The organism is Paenibacillus sanguinis 2301083 = DSM 16941 (assembly GCF_000374825.1).
In the GTDB taxonomy this organism is placed as follows: Bacteria; Bacillota; Bacilli; order Paenibacillales; family Paenibacillaceae; genus Fontibacillus; species Fontibacillus sanguinis.
This window is the reverse complement of sequence record NZ_KB895377.1, coordinates 70,557-91,101: the sequence shown is the minus strand read 5'-3', so window position 1 is coordinate 91,101 and position 20,545 is coordinate 70,557. Positions and strand designations below refer to the sequence as shown.

General features: G+C 53.3%; 17 protein-coding genes. 6 read left to right on the top strand and 11 right to left on the bottom strand.

Features of this window, described 5'->3' with window-relative positions:
- Position 1: 1 nt before the first annotated feature.
- The 3 genes from C557_RS0103900 to C557_RS0103890 form a co-directional block, all read right to left on the bottom strand.
- Positions 2-934, bottom strand: a complete 933-nt coding sequence (locus C557_RS0103900) for an ABC transporter permease (protein WP_018750517.1) — start codon at positions 932-934, stop codon at positions 2-4.
- An 11-nt stretch (positions 935-945) separates the two neighbouring features.
- Positions 946-1,866: an ABC transporter permease gene (locus C557_RS0103895; RefSeq protein ID WP_018750516.1), complete on the bottom strand. Its 921-nt coding sequence runs from the start codon at positions 1,864-1,866 to the stop codon at positions 946-948.
- 154 nt (positions 1,867-2,020) lie between these two features.
- Positions 2,021-3,676 carry a peptide ABC transporter substrate-binding protein gene (locus tag C557_RS0103890; protein ID WP_018750515.1) on the bottom strand — a complete coding sequence of 552 codons (1,656 nt, stop codon included), beginning with the start codon at positions 3,674-3,676 and terminating at the stop codon, positions 2,021-2,023.
- Between the two features lie 561 nt (positions 3,677-4,237).
- On the opposite strand from C557_RS0103890, the gene C557_RS0103885 reads away from it, so the two are divergent.
- Entirely contained in the window at positions 4,238-4,834 is a 597-nt protein-coding gene (locus C557_RS0103885; protein ID WP_018750514.1) for a YitT family protein, read from the top strand.
- Positions 4,835-5,059: 225 nt separating this feature from the next.
- On the opposite strand, the gene C557_RS0103880 is transcribed toward C557_RS0103885, so the two are convergent.
- Entirely contained in the window at positions 5,060-5,392 is a 333-nt protein-coding gene (locus C557_RS0103880; RefSeq protein ID WP_018750513.1) for a hypothetical protein, read from the bottom strand.
- Between the two features lie 102 nt (positions 5,393-5,494).
- A complete protein-coding gene (locus tag C557_RS0103875; RefSeq protein WP_018750512.1) occupies positions 5,495-6,067 on the bottom strand; it encodes a xanthine phosphoribosyltransferase in 573 nt (190 codons plus the stop codon).
- Between the two features lie 177 nt (positions 6,068-6,244).
- On the opposite strand from C557_RS0103875, the gene C557_RS0103870 reads away from it, so the two are divergent.
- A complete protein-coding gene (locus tag C557_RS0103870; protein ID WP_018750511.1) occupies positions 6,245-7,291 on the top strand; it encodes a YkvI family membrane protein in 1,047 nt (348 codons plus the stop codon).
- Positions 7,292-7,306: 15 nt separating this feature from the next.
- On the opposite strand, the gene C557_RS0103865 is transcribed toward C557_RS0103870, so the two are convergent.
- From C557_RS0103865 to C557_RS0103855, 3 genes are read right to left on the bottom strand one after another with little or no spacing between them, the layout of a single operon-like run.
- On the bottom strand, positions 7,307-10,606 hold the full coding sequence (locus C557_RS0103865; RefSeq protein ID WP_018750510.1) for an AAA family ATPase: 3,300 nt from the start codon (positions 10,604-10,606) through the stop codon (positions 7,307-7,309).
- Positions 10,603-11,934, bottom strand: coding sequence for a metallophosphoesterase family protein (locus tag C557_RS0103860; protein WP_018750509.1), 1,332 nt, complete (start codon positions 11,932-11,934; stop codon positions 10,603-10,605). Before C557_RS0103860 ends, C557_RS0103865 begins: the two co-directional genes overlap by 4 nt.
- A gap of 17 nt (positions 11,935-11,951) precedes the next feature.
- Positions 11,952-13,073, bottom strand: coding sequence for a glycosyltransferase family 4 protein (locus C557_RS0103855; protein WP_018750508.1), 1,122 nt, complete (start codon positions 13,071-13,073; stop codon positions 11,952-11,954).
- A gap of 182 nt (positions 13,074-13,255) precedes the next feature.
- Between C557_RS0103855 and C557_RS0103850 the strand changes: the two genes are divergently transcribed.
- The 4 genes from C557_RS0103850 to C557_RS0103835 all read left to right on the top strand — a co-directional run bounded on the left by C557_RS0103850 (position 13,256) and on the right by C557_RS0103835 (position 17,103).
- Positions 13,256-14,725, top strand: a complete 1,470-nt coding sequence (locus C557_RS0103850) for an RsmB/NOP family class I SAM-dependent RNA methyltransferase (protein WP_018750507.1) — start codon at positions 13,256-13,258, stop codon at positions 14,723-14,725.
- 125 nt (positions 14,726-14,850) lie between these two features.
- Positions 14,851-14,946: a hypothetical protein gene (locus C557_RS25240; RefSeq protein WP_018750506.1), complete on the top strand. Its 96-nt coding sequence runs from the start codon at positions 14,851-14,853 to the stop codon at positions 14,944-14,946.
- A gap of 207 nt (positions 14,947-15,153) precedes the next feature.
- Complete coding sequence (locus C557_RS0103840) at positions 15,154-15,738, top strand: DUF2087 domain-containing protein (RefSeq protein ID WP_018750505.1); 585 nt, start codon at positions 15,154-15,156, stop codon at positions 15,736-15,738.
- Positions 15,739-15,864: 126 nt separating this feature from the next.
- On the top strand, positions 15,865-17,103 hold the full coding sequence (locus tag C557_RS0103835) for an MFS transporter (RefSeq protein ID WP_018750504.1): 1,239 nt from the start codon (positions 15,865-15,867) through the stop codon (positions 17,101-17,103).
- A gap of 151 nt (positions 17,104-17,254) precedes the next feature.
- Here C557_RS0103835 and C557_RS0103830 read toward each other — a convergent pair whose 3' ends face one another.
- From C557_RS0103830 to C557_RS0103820, 3 genes are all read right to left on the bottom strand, one after another.
- A complete protein-coding gene (locus tag C557_RS0103830) occupies positions 17,255-18,070 on the bottom strand; it encodes a Cof-type HAD-IIB family hydrolase (protein WP_018750503.1) in 816 nt (271 codons plus the stop codon).
- Between the two features lie 63 nt (positions 18,071-18,133).
- A complete protein-coding gene (locus C557_RS0103825; RefSeq protein ID WP_018750502.1) occupies positions 18,134-18,943 on the bottom strand; it encodes a pseudouridine synthase in 810 nt (269 codons plus the stop codon).
- A gap of 2 nt (positions 18,944-18,945) precedes the next feature.
- Complete coding sequence (locus C557_RS0103820; RefSeq protein ID WP_018750501.1) at positions 18,946-20,490, bottom strand: RsmB/NOP family class I SAM-dependent RNA methyltransferase; 1,545 nt, start codon at positions 20,488-20,490, stop codon at positions 18,946-18,948.
- Between the last annotated feature and the right edge of the window lie 55 nt (positions 20,491-20,545).

Sequence of the window (20,545 nt, the reverse complement as noted above, 5' to 3'; positions counted from 1 at the left end):
CCTAACGCCGCAATTTCGGATCGAAGGCATCTCTCAGACCGTCTCCGAACAAATTAAACGACAGCATGGTCAAACAGATAAAAATGGAAGGGATGAACAGTTGGGAAGGGAATACGCGAAACACCTTGATCCCATCGTTCACCAATTGTCCCCAGCTGGACATTGGCGGCTTGATGCCAATGCCGATAAAGCTGAGATAGGCTTCATAGAAAATCGCAGCAGGGACCGCAGTCGTAATGCCAACAATAATAATTCCCAATGTGTTGGGTATCAGATGCTTGGCGATCAGCCGGGCAGGCGTGGCGCCAAGCGTCTTGGCAGCCAGCACGAATTCCTGCTCCTTGAGCTGCAGCACCAGCCCGCGAATATTGCGGGCCGAGCCCATCCAGCCGGTAATCGCAAAGGCGGCGATAATCGGCCCTGGTCCGGAGCCAAAATAAATCATAATCAAAATGACATAGATCAATTGCGGAACACAAATGCAAATATCGATGAAGCGCATGATCAGCATATCGAGCTTGCCGCCAAAATAGCCGGAAATCCCGCCGATGACAACGCCGATCAGGCTGGGAACAATCGCTCCGATCACACCGACAATCAGCGATACCCTGGCCCCTGTCCAGACTCTTGCCCACAGGTCGCGCCCCAGCGTATCTGTGCCAAACCAGTGCTCCGCACTCATCGGCCCGTTAATCTGAGTTAAATCGGTATCATTATAGCTATAAGGAGTCAGCATCGGGCCGATGATCGATAACAGCACCATCAGTATAATAAGGCCAAATCCCGCCATCGCTATTTTGTTTTTGAACAGCCGGTAGGAAGCATCCTGCCAAAAGGACAGGCTTGGCCGCACAAGCTGCTGTACCGATTGTTCCCCCGGCTTGGTGAACTCAAAGGGCGCCAGGGGCTGCTTTACATTTAGGTCTCGGTTCATGGTCAGCCTCCTTAATCAGCAACCCGGATTCGGGGATCTATGAATCCGTAAGCAATATCAACAATGAAATTTGCTGCAACCAGAAAAGCGCCGAAGAAGATGGTCAGCCCCAGCGCCATCGTGTAGTCAAGCGATTGGACGGATTGAACGAAGTGCATGCCAAGGCCGGGAATCGCAAAGATCTGCTCAATGACAAAGGTGCCCATAAGCACGCTCGCAACCAGCGGTCCCAGCACCGTAACAATCGGCAGCATGGCATTGCGCAGCTGATGGCTCCAGGTGATTTTGAAGCTTCCCAGCCCCTTAGCTTTGGCTGTCTTGATATAGTCCTGGGTTGTCACCTCCAGCATGCTCGCCCGCATCAACCGGGTTAGGGTAGCCAGCAGGGACAGACCCATTGCCAGCGAAGGCAACACCGTATGCCGCAAGCTCTTCCACTGCGCCACCGGGAAGAGGCCCAGCTTGACACTGAAAAAGTATTGCAGCAGTGTACCCGCAATAAAGCTGGGCACTGAAATACCGATGACTGCAATAAGCACGCATAAGTAGTCCGCCGCTTTCCCCCTCCGCCGGGCAGCAATGACCCCCAGCAGGAGTCCCAGCGGCACAGCCAGCGCCAGTGCCCGCAGGCCAAGCTCCGCAGAGATCGGGAAGGACTGGGCGATGATACTGTTTACCGATCGGTTCGTGTATTTCAGCGAGTAGCCCATATCGCCTTGCAGCAGGTTGCCCATGTACTTGAAATACTGCTCGTAAAGCGGCTTATCGAGCCCGTAATAGGACATCATTCGCTCCTGAACTTCGGCAGAAAGCAATGTTTCGGTCTGGAATGGATTGCCGGGCAACGATCGCAGTAAAAAGAATGAAACTGTGGCCAGCATCCAGATCGTAAGCAGTGAGATAAACAAACGTCTGATGATATACCTCGTCAAACCAGTCGCCTCCATGATTTATAAAGTACGGGCTTCCATAAAGCCCTGTTGAGAAAAGGCAACTCTTCTTATAGAAGTTAGCAGCTATAAAAAGAACGGCCTTGGTCCCTCCAGAACAGGCAAAGACCTCAGCCAAACCATGCTATTTTGGAATCTATTTGGAGATATCAGCGTAAATCAACTGATTTGGCGCGCCTAGCGGCGACTTGACTACCCCGGTCACATAGTCCTTAACCAGGTAGCTCACACCAGGATACATAAACGGCTCAAGCGGCCCGTTCTCGCTTAAATATTGTTCAAGCTCAAAAAATGCCGCGTCCCGTTCGTCAGGCAAAAGAAGATTTGAGGCCTGATTGAACAGCTCTTCATACTTCGGATCATTCCAGCCGGTCCAGTTCACACTGCCGTCACCCAGCCAGTACTCCATCACCTCGGAGACATCGCGCGAAGCGCTCAGGCTCTGGATATAGATGTCATACTCCCGGTTCATGGTCGCTTCAATAGCCTGAGGAATCGGCAAAATCTGAATTTCAATATTATTCAGGCCCAGCACCTTCAGCCAGGCATCCTGAAGCGCTTCTGCATATACCTTGTTCTTGCCTTCCATCCCTACGTATTTGATGGCGGGCAGCTTATCTACCGTCGTATTAAGCTCTTCAAGCGCCTTCTGCAAATACGCCTTCGCCTTCGCCTCATCTCCCTCGACCGGGACAGCTTCATACGGATGATTTTTTACAAAATCGGTAAAGCTTGGCAAAATGAAGCGATTGGCCGGTTGCGTTCCCGGAGGAGCTACCGCAGCGGCAATATTTTTGCGATTCAACGCATAGCTGAGTGCTTTGCGGAAATTGGCATTCGACATGACCGCCTTGGTTTCAGGGGTCGCTCCGTCCATGTTGAACTGCAGCATTTGAATGCCGCCCGCCAGCTCGCCCTTGGCCTCCGGATATGTCGAGATCAGGGCAGCCGGGATATCGCCAAGATAGTCAAGCTCGCCCATATCATACATATTGGCGGCTGTATTACTGTCCGGTACGATCAGTTGGGTAATGCTGTCCAGCTTAATGGCGTCTTTGTTCCAGTAGCTTTCGTTCTTCACCAGACGAATTTCGGCCTCATGACTCCATTTCGCCAGCGTGAATGGCCCGTTCGTAACCAGCTTGGTCTCATCGGATGCATAAGCAGCACCATGCTTCTCAACGACATCCTGTCTTACCGGGTAAAAATAAGCGTTAGAGCCAAGTGTCACCAGGAAGTAAGGCACAGGATACTCCAGCTTGATTTCCAGTGTCAGATCATCGAGCGCCTTGATCCCGACCTGTGAGGCGTCGGCAAGCTCTCCCGTGTTGTAGGCCTTGGCATTGACCACTGGATACATAGTTTCGACGAAGGAGGCGCCTGTGGCGGGATCAAGGAATCGTTTGAACGAATACTCGAAATCCTTAGCCGTTAGTGGTACGCCGTCGGACCACACCGATTCTCTCAGCTTGAATGTGTAGGTCTTCCCATCCTCGGAAATTTTCCACTTTTCCGCAATGCCAGGTACCGTTTCATTATTATAGCTGCGCACCAGGCCTTCGCTAATATGAAACAAGATCTCATTGCCTAAATCATCGGAGCTTTTATTGCTGTCCAGACTTCCCGGCTCCGCGTTTTTGGAATAAGTCAAATTTTTGGAGCCTGTCTCCACCTGATTGCCAGGCTCCCCGCCTGGCTGTGCCGCGTTGTTTGACGAATTTGCCGTAGTGCAGCCTCCCAATAAAGCAGTGATTAAAATAAAGCTAATGAGTAGTCCCCTGCCCTTTTTCACTGTTTGTCCCCCTTAAGCATTGTTATCTGACTCAACATTCTGTTAGTTCTTATAAAATATGACAATTTGTAAACCTCGCCTTCTCCCTTCTAACCCCCTCTTTAGCGTATTAACACAGCAATGCTTTTTTATAGTTATACATCCGTATCTAACAGAGTGTCAACCTTATTTTTTGAATGAATGTCAAATAAAATAACATAACATTTTTAAAATTTAAGATTAACACTAAATTTTGAAGGTTCATAAATAGTTTTTACTCAAAAAAGCTTAATTGCGTTATGTATCCTAACATAAACAAAAAGATAAATATGAATTTTTACTTATAACATTTTATTTTTATACCTTAAGTCTATTGGCTCATGGTTTAATCTACTATACAAATAAAGCTTGTTATATCAGGCCTTTTCGGTATCTTGCCGAAGGATTTCAATGCTTTATCGCTTCATAGCGAACTTGCATAAAAGCTTGTTGACTTCAACGTAAATAATTGCCGATGTCAGGTTTTACTCACTATACTATAAACAATTCGTCAACTTTAACTGTCATAGCGAGAGGGGAAACATGAAAATCTACCGTATTATGATTAGCTGTCTTATGGTTAGTACTGGAGTACTGCTCCTGAATCGGGCTTCTATAACTACCGGGGGAACCGTTGGACTGGCCCTGAGCCTGACTTATCTATTGCACAGCCCGTTTTCGGTCACTTATTTTTTAGTCAATCTTCCTTTTTATGTACTTTCTATTGTCAAGCTGGGATGGAAATTCACATTGTCTACCATTGCAGCCGTAACCTTGTTAAGCCTTCTGTCAAGTATTCATTCTCTAATACCGGCCTTCACCCTGCCTATGTGGTTTGGCGCGATCGCCGGCGGGCTTGTCGTAGGCAGTGGACTGGCCTTGCTGTTAAGCAGCGGTTCTTCACTTGGGGGCCATAATATTCTTGCCTTGTTCCTGCAGCAGCGATACAACTGGAATCCCGGACTGGTGATGCTGGTGCTTGACGGACTGGTGCTGTGCCTCTCCTTCGGTTCCACTGGCTGGATCGGCGGATTGTATTCTGTGCTGTCGCTAATCGTGCTCTCCTTTATCATCAACTTGTTCAAAAGTCATTTTCTCACCAGCACCACTCCTGAACCCGCAGTTGAGAGGACGACTTGAAGATGTTGGAAGACGCAAAAAGGCTGTACATGAGTTCATCATATGAATTCATGTACAGCCTGCTGCACTTGACTAGATATAGCACAAGGCTCAGTCAAAAACTTGCCTCATCAAAAGACTCCTACGGTCACACCCTAACTTGATCCGCACTTTGCAAAAACATACTTCCGAAGGCATTTGCCTTGGTGAGGAAAACCTGACTTTTGAGCTTGCGCTTAAGTACGGTTACCGCGAAGCATGTTCCTTGCTATCATTAGTCTCAAACCAGAAATCAAGCACCTTGGCCGACATCACTCGTTGCTCCAGATACCCCACCTGTTGCGGACTGAACTCTTCCTTCCAGGGTACATCAAGCTCTTGGCACAGCCCTGCAATTGTTAATAATTCCGACCATGCGACATAGCGTTTGTACCAGAAAAACTGGGGATGTTCAAGCATATAGGGATAAAGGTCATCAAACTCCGTATGTTTACAATCCAGAGCACGTTCAAACGTAATCTTCGCCTCGGACAATTTCGTGAGAAAAAACGCAACGTCTACCGATAATTCTTTCCCCATTCTTTAAGCCTCCTCTCCCTAGTAATCCTCATTATAGCGAAAAAACGAAGGCCTGCAAAGGATTAACCGTAAATTGGCGGTTTTTCCTGTACCCGTTGTTCCTTAATCGGCAAACGTAATTTGCCCGCCCTCCAGCGAAGCAATGCGCGCCAAAGTTTCCAACCTGATTCCCTGATCCCGAATCGCCTGAGCACCCGGCTGAAAACATTTCTCTATAACAATGCCTGCTCCCACCAACTCGGCGCCGGCACGGTTAATAATCTTGATCAGCCCACGCGCAGCGTCGCCGTTGGCGATAATGTCATCGATGAACAGCACTTTATCGCTCTCCGCAATGAATTCTCGTGACACCAGAATATCCGTAACAATGCCTTTGGTGAATGAAGGCACCCGCTCGCATAGCATGTCCGCTTCTGCCAGCAGCGTCTTCTTTCGCCGGGCAAAGACTAGCGGCACACCCATTTCATAAGCTGTCGCAAATGCTACGGCGATCCCAGATGACTCCACTGTGATAACCCGGGTTACTCCGTCATCTGCAAAGCGTTTGGCAAACTCTTTTCCCATCTGCATCGTAAGCTCAGGGTCTACCTGATGATTGATCAATCCGTCCAATTTTAGTACCTGGTCCGAAACAATGACGCCTTGCTGGGCGATCTTTTGTTTTAATAACTCCATCCCTTTTCCTCCAAAGATCATTTCTCTATAGCGAAAGCTCAGACAAGTCAGGGCATCAGGCCATACTTTATGCCGGATGGCTGGCTTGTTCAGCTATCGCTACAGGTTTTAAGTCATGTCCCGTTCCTGGACAACATACCTTGTACTATATATAGCACAAGAGTCGGGGGGAAAACCATGAAAAATACCGTTAAAATTCTGCAAATTGCGTTCACTTATATCGGTACCGTCGTTGGAGCAGGCTTTGCGACGGGACAAGAAATCCTGCAATTTTTCACCAGATACGGCAAATGGGGAGGATTGACAATCATGCTCTCCACGGTCCTGTTTATCTGGTTGGGGACCAAAATGATGCTGCTCGCTCACGACATCAAGGCTGTATCCTACGAGGACTTGAACCGCAAGCTGTTTGGCGAACGCATCGGCAGGACGCTAAGCCTGTTCACCTTGATTGTCCTGATCGGCGTGAACAGCGTAATGCTGGCCGGGGCCGGTTCCGTCTTCATGGAGCATTTGGGGCTCCATTATCAGACAGGCCTGTGGATCACCCTGATCTGCACCTACTTGCTGTTGGGCAGAGGCATTCAGGGGGTTCTTCAGCTTAATTCCGTGGTGGTACCCATGATGCTGATCCTTTCACTTGCCATCATCCTCAATACTATCGGATCGCCGGGAGCGACAAGGTTCCTCACTCTGGACACCGACAGTAACCTGGTGGCCGCATGGGCCGCACCGCTCATGTATTCCGCCTTCAACCTGTCGATGGCCCAAGCCGTGCTTGTTCCCATCGGAAGTCACACCGAGAATCGCCGTGTCGTTGTGCTTGGGGGAGTGCTTGGAGGTGCAGGTGTCGGCTTCATGCTGATGGCCGGCCATTTTGCTTTATCCGCCTATATGCCAGGGATCGTTCAATACGAAATTCCAATGGGCACCATTGCACTGCAGCTTGGAACAGTCATTCAGCTTATTTATGTGCTGCTGATTTTTATGGAAATATTCAGCACCTTTGTCGCCGATGTATACGGGGTCACCTTGCAATTACAGCAACGCATCAAGGTCCCCCCAACGCTCATCTCCGTGACGATTTTATGCATCTGCTATGTGACCAGTCAATTTGGCTTCAGCTCCCTGCTCACCGTACTGTATCCCGTATTCGGTCTATTCAGCCTGTTCTGGGCACTGATGCTTGGCCTGTACCGGAGAAAGGAGCCTTCGCGTCTTTAGAATGATCTATCTTCCTTATAACCTGACGATGTTCGCTGCGGGCATCGTTGCTTGGATCCGCTCCACAACATGCTCATGGCAGGTCATCATGACAACCTGCTGGCGATTGGCCACCTCCCGCAACACGGACAGCGCTCCTTCCAACCGAACGGCATCAAAGTTAACGAACAGATCATCCAGCAACAGCGGCAAGCTGCTCCGTCCGGCAACTGCTCCGGATAAGGCCAACCGCATCGCCAAATATAACTGCTCGGCTGTTCCCCGGCTTAACAAGGCACTGTCCAGCGGTCCATGCACGGTATGTTCGGCCATCAGCTCCTGACTGCCTATTTTCATGAAAATTTTCTTATACACCCCGTCCGTCATTTGGGTGAAAAATTCCGAAGCTGCCTGTAACACTGCGGGCTGGCGTTCCTCCTCGTACACCCGGCGGGTACGTCCAATTAATTCATGACACACCGCCATGACTGCGTACCGGTCCAGCACCTCGGTAAATAACGCCCGCTGTTCGGCGAGCTGCTGCTGCAAATCCTCCTGCCGGCAGCGCACTTCCAGGCTTTCTTGCTCCTGCAACAGACGGCCTCGCTTCTCTTGCAGCTCCTGTCCGCTACGCTCCGCCAGCTTCAAGGCTTGCTCGGCCCCTTCCAATTGCTGTATCAATTCCGTCTCATCCGCTCCTCGCAGCAATTGCTCCAGTTCGTCAGACCTGCGCTCATCAAGCCCGGCGAACAATACCAACTCGGATTGCCGTAATTCGCGTTCCAACGCTTGGCGGCGTTCCACAGCCGCTCCGAGACGCAGAAATTCCTCGCCGGAATGAGCCCCAGCCTCCGCTAAAAGCGTCCGCTCCGAATGTAAAACCTGCTGCATACGATCCTCCAGCCGCCGTCCTTCCTCCTCGACGGACAGCAATGCAGTTCCTAGCTGATCATGGTCTCGCTTGTGGACAAGCTCCCGCTCCAATTGCTCCAGCGCCCGGTGCAGGATATGGGAAGGCGTACTTCCTTGCCCCCCGGGCTGTAATTCGTCCTTGCGGAATTGCTGCTCATCAGGGACAGCTTCCTCGTCCTGCACGACTCCCGACGACTGGAATATAACACAGCATTCCTGTTCAAACCGCTCGTTCTGCTCCTGAAGCCCGGCGCACTTCTCCGTCAAGGCATCATATCGGCCAAGCAGCTCCCGGCCGTGCTCGGCCAGACGGAACACCTCCAGCGCTGCTTCAGGCGACAGGCTTACAGACAACCGTCGCTCGGCAAGCCACTCTTCCCATTCCCCGGCAAGCTGGCCAAAGACTTCTTCTCGCCGGGCCAATTCACGCTCCATGGCCTGCAGTTCATCCTTAGCGGCGGTCATCCTGACAAGCGTTAACTCCGCTTCACTCTCCAGTGCCGTATGCCGCTGCTCCCACAGCAGCCATTCCTCCATCAAGCGGCGCAACTGCCGCTCTTCCTCGTCCCAATTGACCGGGCCGGGCGGCTTCGCGTCAGCGCGGGAGGCAACCCCGCCGGCGGCGGTATACGGGTGGCGAATCAGCCGGGCCAACAGCTCGGCCAGGCTCGTCTCGGCACCGTCCTCCGCCACGCCGGGTCGCCGGGGCCGGCGTCCGTCCGGGCGAGGACCTGCTCCTCCGCTGCGCCCGCTGGCAGCGGGCCGCCCCGCCGCGGGGCGGCCCCGGAAGGCCAGGACGGCCAAATAGGCGTCCAGGCCAAGCAACAGAGCGCCGGCAAACACGGCGCTCCACGGAGAATCCGCCGTCAGCCACAACACGGCGGGCAAGCCCAGCGTCAGCGCGGAGCTGGCTGCCAGCAGGCGGCGGCTCAGCCCCCGCACCTGCGCATGAGCGAGCGCCTCTACCTCGGCATCGCGTTGAGCCTGCTGCCGCGCTGATGCCTGCCCGCGCCAGCGGTCGAGCGCTGCACGCAGCTCGTTCCACAACACGCGGACCTCGCTGGGCTGCTCTGGCACGAGCATCGCGAATTGCTGCCTCCCTTGCGCTGCGCTGTCCCGCAGCCGCGCAGCCGCGGCCTCGTGAGCAGCCTCTGCATTCGCCGCAGCCCGCTCCAGCTTGTAGCGCTCGCTGCGCAGCAGCTCCATCTCCCGGTCGTACGACGTGAACCGGGATTGAAAGCGGCGAACGCTTTCCCGTTCGCCAACCGTCCCGGCGAAGCCGCGCAGGTCCCGCGTCCGCCAATCCGGATGAATGCTGCGCAAACATTCACCAAGCCGGGCCTCAAGCTGGGCGGATTCCGCCTCCAGCTTGGCCAGCTCCGCTTGCCCGGCTTCATACCCCGGCAGACGAGCAGCCAGTTGGCGCAGCACAGGCTCCTGCGCCAGCACCCGCTCATCCGGAACATGCCGGGCCTGCTCCGCGAGCAGCGTCTTCCGCCGCCGCGCCCATTCATTTTGCTCCAGTTGCAGGCGCTCTCGTTCCGCTTGCAGGGCTTGCCACCGCGCAGCTCCTTGACCGGGGAAGCGGGCAACTTCTGGCAATGCCGCAAGCTCAGCCCGAAGGGCCTGCCTATGCAGCCAGTCCGCCCGGACGCTCACCGCCTTGGACCATCTTGCCGTTTCCAGGCTTAACCGTTTACGCTCAGCCTTGTTATCGGCAAGCTGCCCTGCCAAAACCTCCAGTTCCTCCAGCACATCGTTGTAACGAGGCAGCAGTGCTTTCGCTGCCTCCGCTTCACGCTCCAGCCGCTCCAGCTCTTGAAGCAGCTTTGCGATCTCCTGCGTCCGTCCACGCGGGCGATACAGCTTGTCCATCTCCTGAACGAGCTTCTTCTCACCGCGGAGCACCGCTGCCCCCCCGCCGATTCCGGCATGGAACAAATAGCGGCTCAGCTCCCCGGACTGCAACGCGCCAACCTCCTGCAATTCCGTGAGCGACACGGCGAACAATTGCCTGAACATCGCCTTGGACATACCGCCTAGCAATTCCCGTTGCATTTGTTCCTGTGTAACCTCACGGACTTGTCCATTCTCGTCGCTGCGAGTAATTCGCAAACGGTCCCCCCTCGTCCCTGGCAAATTCCGGCCTTCCGGTGGCTGGGTATAACGTTCGATCATCCAGCGGCTGCCGTCTTCCGATACAAGGGTCAACGCACCTCCGTGAACACCGCCTTGCAGCGGCTCGTAACGCTCCGCCGCCTGTGAACGCGAGGGGATGCCAAACAGCATGGCCCGAACGAAGCCAAGCAAAGTGCTTTTCCCCGCTTCATTTGGACCATGCAGTACCGTGATAGGGCCCGGCAGCTCGATCTCCAGCCCGTTCAGGCGGCCAAAGCCGCGGATCTGCATGCGCTCCAGCTTCATGATGGCAGCCTCCCCTCCGCTTCTTCTTCCGCCAGCAAGGTGGCAGCCATCTCCTCCGCACGACGCAGCAAATCCGCCTTGTCCGGCAGCCCCAGCTCTTTCATGTGGCGACGAAGCTGACGATGCCCCTCCAAGTCCGCCAAGGCCTGCGCGGTAATCTCGCTCAGCAATTCGGCATCGCCGGCAGCCTTGTCCCCTAACCTGAGCAACTCGCCCAGGAAGCTATCCTCGGACAGCAGCTGATCTCGGTCCAGTTCTGCTCCAGTCTCTACTCGCAGACTCGCCGGCCACACAATCCCTCCCGACAAGGCAGATGTACCTGCGTGTGGTTCCAGCTCTGTCAGCCTGAGGCTTTCCTGACGCCGCAATTCCTGCAATAGCTCCGTCGTCTCTTCTTCAGATTGCAGCAGGCCATGCAGCGATCCACGCCCGGTGAACACCAGGCGAACCACCGTAATTTTGCCAGCTTCCTCTTCCCGAAGCTCATCTAACCGTTCCTCCACGAGCGTCTTCCACGCTTCTTCCGTGTCCAGCCCCTCAATCGGGAGCTGTACCTCAAGCCATAATACCTGCTCCAGCCTCCGAAATGACAGCTCCGCCTCCCCATTGTCCTTGACATCAACGATATAACAGCCTTTAGGGCCGGTTTCCTTCAGACTCCGCCCCTGAAGGTTGCCCGGATAGACCACCCACGGAGCCTTGCACAAGACCTGCCGTTTGTGGATATGCCCCAGCGCCCAATAGTCGTATCCTGAGGCCTGCAGATCAGCCAGGGAGCAAGGAGCATAAGCATCATGCCCTTCCTGACCCTCTACGTTTCCATGCAGGAGGGCGATATGATACAGCGATGAGCCCGGCTGTCTGTGGTATTGCAAGGACAGATTATCGCTCACCGCCGCAGTCTTATACGAGACGCCGGTCACGATCGCCACGGGCTGGCCGTCCTTGCGGCGGACGGCGGTTGTACTCTCGACCTGGCCACCGAACTCCTTGACATGCGGGGGCAAGGCGAGCCGCAAGCGCCGACTGGACAAGGGATCGTGATTGCCCCGGATGAAATAGACCGGAATACCATGCTTCCCCAGCTTGTCCCAGCCTTCTCTTAGTCGGAGCTGCGCCCGCAGCGAGGAATCAGCCGCATCGTAAATATCCCCGCTAATGACGACAAAATCAACTTCCTCCTCAATAGCTAGTCCGATCAGGCGGTCAAATGCCGCAAAGGTAGATTCCCTTAAATGGGCACGCAGCCGATCCGGCACGCCGGACATCCCGGAGAACGGGGTGTCCAGATGCAGATCGGCCGCATGAAGAAAACGAAAAGCGTTCATTCTTAAAGACCTCTCCCTTATTTGAATTGCAGGTATAATGTCTTCAGCTCATGTACTACACGGTTGAGTGAATATTGGGATTTTGCCTTCTCCGACCCGCTGCGGGCCAGTTGATACCGGTAGTCCGGATCAACAATGACCTTCTCCAGGGCCACGGCAAGTGCAGACGGGTCCTCCGGCGGCACCAGCAAGCCATTTATTCCATCCTCAATCTGCTCGGCAATTCCTCCTGTCGCTGTACCGACCAGCGCCAGACTGCAAAGAGCCGCCTCAGCAAATACGGACCCGAACGCCTCTGCCCGGGAAGGGAGCACGAAGATATCAAAGAAAGGCATAAATTCCTCCGGATGCAAGGTATATCCATAAAAAATAGTCTCATCATAGATGCCTAGCTTTTGAGCCAATTGCTCCAATTCCTGGCGGATTGGTCCATCCCCGATAATGTGCAATACATAGTTATGACCGCGCTCTTTCAGTTCGGCACAAGCATTCAGCAGAATATCCAACCCTTTGGCCGGCACCAGGCGGCAGACTGTCACCAGTTGAGCCACCTCGTTCTCGTGAGGAACGGGCTTGAATCGCTTCTCGTCAAATCCGTTGGGAATAACACCGATGGATTCGGGATGCTGCACATACGGGGCCAAATACTCCGCAAAGGACTGCGATACAGTAAACAAGCGATCCGTGCGGTGCTCCAGTTCCCCATACAGTGAGGTCAGGAAGCGGTGCTCCAGCCCGTTCTCCTTGATCCGTCCGTTCAGAATCAACTCCCTCTCATAACTGGAGTGAATGCTTTGCACCAATGGGGTTTCCGGGAATACCTCCTTCATTGCCAGTCCAGCAATCGGATGATGGGAGTGGATCAGTTCATAAGGCTGCTTGATTCTGAGCTTCGTCCACCAGAGGTAATCGCGGTACGTCTGAACGTATTTCTGGACTATGGGGCTCTCCCCGTATTGCTGCCAATCAAAGGTATGAAATTTCACATTATCACTCCCCTTGGAGCGAATACGCTTAGGCAAGGAGAATAATTCCATCTCCCAATGGGGAGGCTTGAACCGGTCTTGCAGATGAGGAATCATCGAAGATACGCCCCCGGGCTGTTCCGGCGGAAAAAATAAAGCCTGCAGCAATTTCATAGAGGTTCTCCTTTGCTTGTCGTTCTAATTGAACCAGATTATACGCAACATTTGCTTCTTTTTCCATTATGCCATAGCCAGGGTGGAACATCCATTCCCCTTTTGAGAATAAAAAGCATTATGGTACACTGCTGGAGTAGATTTTTGTAGCCGTCTTATTTTGGAAGGAGCTCTGATTAATCATGATTCATCCCCCACTCCCGGAGGCCTTCAAGGAAGCTGTGCAGTCCATGCTTGGTCCAGCGTCCGCGAAGGCTTTTCTCGATAGCTATAACGATTCCCGCACTTATGGACTGCGGTTAAATACATTGAAGGTGGCTCCGGAGTCCAAGGCAGCACGCAAGCTTACCGAGCTATTTGACTTGCACGAGGTGCCCTGGTGCTCTGACGGATATTACTATGAAGAGATGACAAGACCTGGACGGCATCCCTATCATGCCGCCGGACTGTACTATATACAGGAGCCCTCCGCCATGTCGGCCGTAGAGCTGCTGGACCCCCGGCCAGGCGATACCGTGCTTGATCTGGCCGCTGCCCCCGGGGGGAAAACAACCCAGATTGCCGCCAAGCTGGCCGGACAGGGCCTGCTGATCAGCAATGAAATTCATCCGCAGCGGGCCAAAATTCTGGCGGAGAACGTGGAGCGCCTGGGTATCCGCAATACGATTGTCACCCAGGCAGCACCGCAGGCCTTATCGGCACGGTTCCCGCTGGCCTTTGACCGGATCATGCTGGACGCCCCTTGCTCGGGGGAAGGCATGTTCCGCAAAGATCCAGAGGCCATTGCCGAGTGGTCGCCAGCATCGGTGGAATTGTGCGCCGCTCGTCAGTGGGATATTTTGCAGGACGCAGTAGCGATGCTGAAGCCGGGAGGACGTCTGGCCTATTCGACCTGCACCTTCAACCGCCGCGAGAACGAGGAGACGATTGCCCGGCTGCTGGCGGAGCATTCTTGCCTGCGCCTGCTGGCGGAGAAGCGCGTATGGCCGCATCTGGAACAAGGCGAAGGACACTACGTCGCCTTGCTCGAGCGTACCCGCACCGCTGATGAACAGAAAGCAGCGGATAGCCATGGTTCTGCACAGGAGGGTAAACGCACTCAAGGGCGCAGCAAGGGGCGACGTCCTCGCCAGATCCGTGAGGACGGCCCGGCGGGCCGGAACACTGCTGCAGCCTGGGAGTCCTTCCATGCCTGGGCTGCGGAGGAGCTTCCCGCCTTCCAGTCCGAGCAAACGGCCAGCGGCACCCCGCTCTTGTTCGGCGAAGCGCTCTACCTGCTGCCGGCAAGCGTCAGCCTGTCGCTGTCGCCAGAGCACCTCATCGGCCTGAAGCTCCCCCGCGCCGGACTTCATCTCGGCGACGTTCGCAAGGGCCGGTTTCAGCCCGCTCACGCGCTGGCGATGGCGCTGAGCGCTCAGGAAGCCGCCCCGCGCCTGTGGACGCTGGATGAAGGCTCCCCCGCCGTTACCTCCTTTCTGCACGGCGAAACCCTGGAGGTCCCGCCGGACCTGCGGGGCTGGCACCTTGTGGCCATCGCCTGCGGCGATAACTCCTACCCGCTTGGCTGGGGCAAAGCCAGCGGCGGTCAGCTCAAGAACCATCTGCCCAAGGGACTTCGTCTCACCGGCGCCTCAAGCTGGGCCAAGCTATGAGACACTTGTCCCGCCCGTTTCTATCTCCAACCGCCAAAAGCCCGGACCAAGGTCGGCCGGGCGACATACAATGCGGTATCTCGTGAAATACGGGAACCCTATACTGCTGTAAGGGAGGATTAACAATGGGTGAAATCTATGGAGGCGGCTTCACTTCAACAGGAGCCATTCTGGTGCTGTTCATCTTGCTCGTAATCATTTCCCGCGCTTTTGTACTCTAAAGAATTGCCTTCGAAAGCGGTTAGAATCCTTCGGGATTCTTCCGCTCATTTTTTTGTCCTCAGCACGATCTCTCCTAAGTTGAAGCCCCCAGTGGAAACTGAAATCAAAAATAATAATCTGCCCCTATTGACAATAAGGGCAATTCCATGAAATAATGCACTCATCTAATTAAATGAGTATCTAATTAATTTGAGTGAGGGATGTTGATGCAATTAGACCTGTTAGTGAAATTTCACAAATCGCTAGGGGATATAACTCGTATTCGGATCATTGCACTTCTCCAGAAAGGCCCGCTTCACGGGCAGGCGCTGGCTGGCAAGCTTGGAGTAACACCTCCGACGATTACCCACCATATGACAAAGCTCCGTGAAGCTGATTTAATCTATGAACGGCGCGACAAGAACACCATCTATTTCTATTTGAACGAAAAAAGCCTCTCCCTGCAGGCCCAGGCAATTCTGAACGTCGGCAAGGTGCTCCCGGCAGCCGAAGATAAAAATACGGAGGCTTCATGGAAGGGAGCCGTGTTGAATAACTTCTTCAACAAAGATGGCGCGTTAAAGCATCTGCCCGCTCAGAGGAAGAAGAAGCTGGTCGTGCTTGAGCATCTGGTCAAGGGATTGGAGCCACATCGCAAATATCTGGAAAAGGAGCTTAATGCCTACCTTTTGCATTACCATGAAGATTTTGCAACGCTTCGTCGCGAGCTGATTATGAATCATTTCATGTATCGCGAAAACAACATTTATGAACTGAATCCTCCGGAAATGTGGGATAAAGGTCTATCTTGATCTGCCTCTCTTTGGCAAGCCGGACAATGGGAATGCGTTCTGCCCATTGTCCATTTTTTGGCCAAGTAATTAGATATACATTAAATTAGATAGATATAAAATATTTATAAAAAGGAGTATGTTCACATGTCTTCCCTGCGAATATTACGGCAAGAAAAACCGTACTGCAGACTATTGTTAGCTGGTCTTATCAACGGCATCGGCGACCGATTCAGTCAGGTAGCTGTACTCGGCTTGCTGCTGTCCTTGACAGGGTCAGGCCTTGCTATCGGCATCAACTTTGCTGTACGGCTATTTCCCTACCTGATCTTCGGGCCCTTCGGCGGTCTGCTCGCTGACCGATTTCCCAAGAAAACGGTCATGATATTTACCGACTTGATTCGCTGTATGTTCGCCTTAATCCCGCTGCTGGTTCATGAACCCGACGACGTTTGGATCATCTATGTAAGCTCGTTTGCACTATCCGCCGGAGAAGCACTATACGCCCCTGCTCGTATGTCACTCATTCCCCGGCTAGTACACCGAGACAATCTGCTGGCAGTTAATAGCCTTGAACAAGCTATGATCGGCTTGGTACTAATCTGCGGATCTGTAACGGGAGGAATCGTTGCAGCGACAATTGGCAGTGACGCAGCCTTCGTGCTCAATTCCTTGTCATTTCTTATATCCGGTCTGCTGCTGATTCGCCTGAAAAATACGGGCCTATCCGCTGCAACTCCACCCGACACAATTGTCAGTCCCGCTGCAGCTTCGGCTCTTTCGCGCTCCGAAAGGTGGAACGATTGCAAGCGATTTTTGTCTGAATCCTTCTTCCTGCGAATTATGCTTGTCGCCTTTGCCCTTTGGCCGATCGGCAGCGGCATCTTTAATATACTGATCAGTGTATATGCCTCCGAAGTGTTCAAAATGGGCGACATCGGTATTGGGCTGCTTTATGGAGCGCTGGGAGCGGGGATGCTAACAGGTTCCTCTCTCGCCGGCAAAATGTCCGGACATATGCGAACGGCCGCAATTGCAGCTATGGTGCTTGAAGGAATCATTCAAACGATCATTAGCCAGACCCCTTCATTCCTTCTGTTGATGCTGCTACTCAGCTTGTCCGCTATCATTATCAGTATAGGCAATGCCTGCAATGAAACGGTTCTGATGCAGTTGATACCGGCCGCCTGGCAGGGACGGTTCTTCGGTGGACTTGCTACCCTCGAAAATGCAGTTATGGGCGCCACGATGTTTTTTGGCGGCTTACTGCTGGAAGTCATGTCGCCAAGAAGCTTAGGCTTTGCCGCAGGACTACTGGTCACCGTGCTTGGATTAAGCTTGTACTTGATCTGGTATCGCCATAATCGCAAAGTTTCGACAGAATAAGGAAAAAGCTCCTGCGCCTTACTCCGCACAGGAGCTTTTTCCTTCGTAGGGATCAACTTGTTCCCCGATAAATTTGCCGTTTGGCTAAAAACATGCTCATTGCGTGCCGGCCAAACTCCACGGTGTACAGCCACTTAGAAATATTGGTCTGTTATTGCGGACAGCTCTCCAGACAATACTTCTGCAATGCCAGCTTTACGCCTTCCTCATTATTGGAAGCTGTAATCACATCGGCCGCTGCCTTCACATCCAGCGGAGAGTTGTCCATAGCAACCCCTAATCCGGCATAGGTGAGCATCGTCAAATCATTATAGTAATTCCCGATAGCCATCACTTGCTCGGCAGGGATGCCCCGCTTCTCGGCTAACTTCTGCAACGCCGCTCCCTTGGAGGCCTCCTTATGCATCAGATCAATGAAGAAATCTCCGCTGCGCAGCATATTGAATTCCTGAGTCCACTGACTCCACTCCGAATATACATGGTCCAGTTCCTCCATGCTTCCCGCAATCGTAAATTTAACGATAGGGTCCGTAAATTGCTCCCAAAGAGGCAGTTCCTGCGGCGCATTGACCATAAATTGACGATACAAATCCCGCGCTTCCTGACTTAACCCCGCCAAATTCTCAACGAATAAGCCAAAGGTCGTATTGATATCAAAATGTACATTGTTTTTGCGGCAATAATCCATATAAGGCTCCAGTCCAAATGGATTCATAGCAAATTGATGGATGATCTCCCGGGTCCTTACATCTACCGTAGCCGCTCCATTATGCGTAATGACATAACCGTCCAGCTCCAATTGCTCCATATAGGGAATCGAGCTTCCCGGAGCCCGTCCGGTGCACAGAACAAACTCCGTACCTTGGGCAGCGATGGCCCGTATGGTCTCCACTGTACCCGGCGATAACTCATGAGCATCGTTAATCAGCGTTCCGTCTACATCCAAAGCGATCAGCTTGTATTTCATCTCCACAGTCTCCTTAGGTGTATTTGGTTGATCTTATATATCTCTATTCTTACTACAACCCTATCAAAGCCCTCGGTTTCCCGCAAGGGTATCCTTCGTTAGTGGCTGCCTTTTGGCAACACTTCTGTAAGTACCCAGCGCCTCCAGTTCCTCTGCGGTCAATTCGCGAAAGTCTCCCAGAGGCAAAGCCTCGTCCAGCACAAGCGGTCCCATCGACAAGCGCTTCAGATAGGTAACCTGTGAGCCTACCGCCTCGAACATTCGCTTAACCTGATGGAATTTCCCTTCTGAAATCGTAAGCCGGATTCGCGAACTCCGCACACCATCCCCCGCTGTGTTATGCTCCAATACGTCCAATTCAGCAGGCAAGGTGGTATAACCATCGTCCAGTGTAACACCTTGCCGAAACCGGATTGCCTCCGAATCTCCAACATGTCCTAGCACATGAGCCTCATACGTTTTGGGCACATGCTTGCGGGGAGATAACAATTCATGAGCCAACTGCCCGTCATTCGTTAACAGCAGCAATCCCTCGGTGTCCTTATCAAGCCGCCCGACGGGAAACGGGGAGAACACCTGAAAGTCCACCGGCAACAAGTCCACCACCGTGCGCTCCCGAGTATCCTCAGTAGCCGAAATGACTCCCGGCGGCTTGTGCAGCATCAGATAAACAAATTCACGGTAGAAAATCCGTTCCCCATCCAATTCGATCACATCCGCATGGGGGTCGCATTGCAGTCCGCTATCCTTAACTACCTTGCCTCCACATGTGACCCTGCCTTGCTTGATCAGCTTCTTTAGCTCCGACCTGGTACCATAACCAAGATGGGCCAAAATCTTATCCAATCGTTGCGTTTTCTTGCCGCCGCTCATGCTTACGTCCACCTCCACCCGGCAGGATATTCATTCTTCAACAACCCGTCCTGCCATTTACTCCAACCCAGTGCGTATCCGTCCACTGCAACCAAGGTATAGCCCTTCAAGCCAACTCCTTCGCGGCATTGAATTCGTTCCGCCTCCACCGCGAGTGTCTCCCCCTTCAAGTAACGCACAGCCTCGTCGGCCTCTCCCGATAGATTGAGTACCCGCACGGCTTCTTCTATACGTAGTGCTGTAGCCAGCGGATGACCCGGAATAAAGCGACCGCTTTTGGCCGTACCGACATACCAGCCAGGTCTGACGACCTTAAGCCCATTAAGGCGCTCCTTGGTCAGTGGGGACAAATACACATTTCCACCATATAATAAAGGTTCTCCGGTTAGCGATGCCGCAAGCTGCTCCCGGGCAAACCCGTACCAGCTCTCCAGCACGTCCTGTTCATTCACTTGGTGGCGATCGCTCCCGTCCTGTGCGCCGGCCGCATGCCGCGACCGGCGCACAGGACGGGGCGTTCTTCTCCCTCGCGTACTTGTCTGCACCTCATCCTCTTCCGTGATGTTGATTGTCTTTTCAGCCTTGATCAGCCGTTCTCTGCCTTCGATCCGTTCCAGCACCGCAAAGAAATGTCCCTCCCCTGCTGCCTGATGTGGCCAAAGCCGACCGCAGCCCGCAGTCTGCCTGGCCACATCAAGCGGGAAGGCTTGTCCATTCTCCTGTCTGCCCAGCCAATCCGGCCGTCCCGGCGCAATGCCGCTGTCTCTGGCCAAAGGGATTACTTGAAATTCCGGATGAGACAGCAGGAACTCAGCAATCATCATCTCGTTCTCTTCCGGTGCGAACGTACAAGTGGAATAGACAATTCGACCACCCGGAGCCAACATCGCAGCCGCCGAGCTTAGAATTTCTCGCTGCATGCCGGCATACTTCAAGGTCCAATCCGGTTCCCACAAGCGAGCCATGTCCTCATCCTTGCGGAACATTCCTTCCCCCGAGCATGGGGCATCGATCAGGATTTTATCGAAGAAATGAGGAAAGAACTTGGCAATCCGCTCTGGCGACTCGTTTAGCACAACCGCATTCCGCACTCCGCTTAGCTCAATATTTTTGGCCAGCGCTTTCGTTCGCTCCGCATGGACATCATTCGTTACAAGCACACCTGTACCTTGCAGCTTACCGGCGATTTGCGTGGATTTCCCGCCCGGAGCCGCGCACAAATCCAGCACCCGATCTCCGCTTGCGACCTGCAATAGCTCCACAGGTGCCATGGCACTAGGTTCTTGTATATAATACAGTCCGGCATGGTAATAAGGATGCTTCCCGGGCTTGATCCCCTCATCTACGTAATAGCCTGTTTCGCACCAAGGAATCGGTCTTAGCTCATAAGGAATCCACTCCCGGAACGCCGCCTCCCCAATCTTAAGTGCATTCATGCGTATTCCGGCATAACGCGGCTCCTCGTAAGAGGCAAGAAAGGCCGCAAACTCCTCCCCCAGCAGCTCCCGCATCCGTTCCACAAATACAATCGGCAGTTGTATCGCCATGTTTGTACCATCCATTCTGTGCAGTGTATAAGAAATCTTCAGTAAAAAGCAATGC